At 53.9% G+C, this 1,060-nt stretch carries 1 rRNA gene; it reads left to right on the top strand.

Features of this window, described 5'->3' with window-relative positions:
• Positions 1 to 1,034 (top strand): 23S ribosomal RNA (locus ABLE94_RS26340); the annotation flags it as partial.
• Positions 1,035 to 1,060 lie beyond the last annotated feature (26 nt).

A 1,060-nucleotide genomic window follows, 5' to 3' on the forward strand; every position in this document is an offset into this window, starting at 1 on the left:
GGTGGTGAAGCTGAGAATTTAAGCCCCAGTAAACGGCGGTGGTAACTATAACCATCCTAAGGTAGCGAAATTCCTTGTCGGGTAAGTTCCGACCTGCACGAATGGCGTAACGACTTCTCTGCTGTCTCAACCACAGACTCGGCGAAATTGCAGTACGAGTAAAGATGCTCGTTACGCGCGGCAGGACGAAAAGACCCCGGGACCTTCACTATAGCTTGGTATTGGTGTTCGGTTCGGTTTGTGTAGGATAGGTGGGAGACTGTGAAGCGGCCACGCCAGTGGTTGTGGAGTCGTTGTTGAAATACCACTCTGATCGTATTGGACTTCTAACCTCGGACCCTGATCGGGTTCAGGGACAGTGCCTGGTGGGTAGTTTAACTGGGGCGGTTGCCTCCCAAAATGTAACGGAGGCGCCCAAAGGTTCCCTCAGCCTGGTTGGCAATCAGGTGGTGAGTGTAAGTGCACAAGGGAGCTTGACTGTGAGACGTACATGTCGAGCAGGGACGAAAGTCGGGACTAGTGATCCGGCACCAACGTGTGGAAGTGGTGTCGCTCAACGGATAAAAGGTACCCCGGGGATAACAGGCTGATCTTCCCCAAGAGTCCATATCGACGGGATGGTTTGGCACCTCGATGTCGGCTCGTCGCATCCTGGGGCTGGAGTAGGTCCCAAGGGTTGGGCTGTTCGCCCATTAAAGCGGCACGCGAGCTGGGTTTAGAACGTCGTGAGACAGTTCGGTCTCTATCCGCCGCGCGCGTTAGAAACTTGAGGAAACCTGTCCCTAGTACGAGAGGACCGGGACGGACGAACCTCTGGTGTGCCAGTTGTTCCGCCAGGAGCATTGCTGGTTGGCTACGTTCGGAAGGGATAACCGCTGAAAGCATCTAAGCGGGAAGCCTGTTCCAAGATGAGGTTTCTCACCCCCTTTTGAGGGGTTAAGGCCCCCTACAGACCATGGGGTTGATAGGCCAGAACTGGAAGCCTGGTAACAGGTGTAGGTGACTGGTACTAATCGGCCGAGGACTTACAACAACATTTCTTTAACTCACAATAAAATGT

This window comes from Gordonia sp. VNK1, assembly GCF_040049135.1.
GTDB classification, from domain to species: domain Bacteria; phylum Actinomycetota; class Actinomycetes; order Mycobacteriales; family Mycobacteriaceae; genus Gordonia; species Gordonia oleivorans.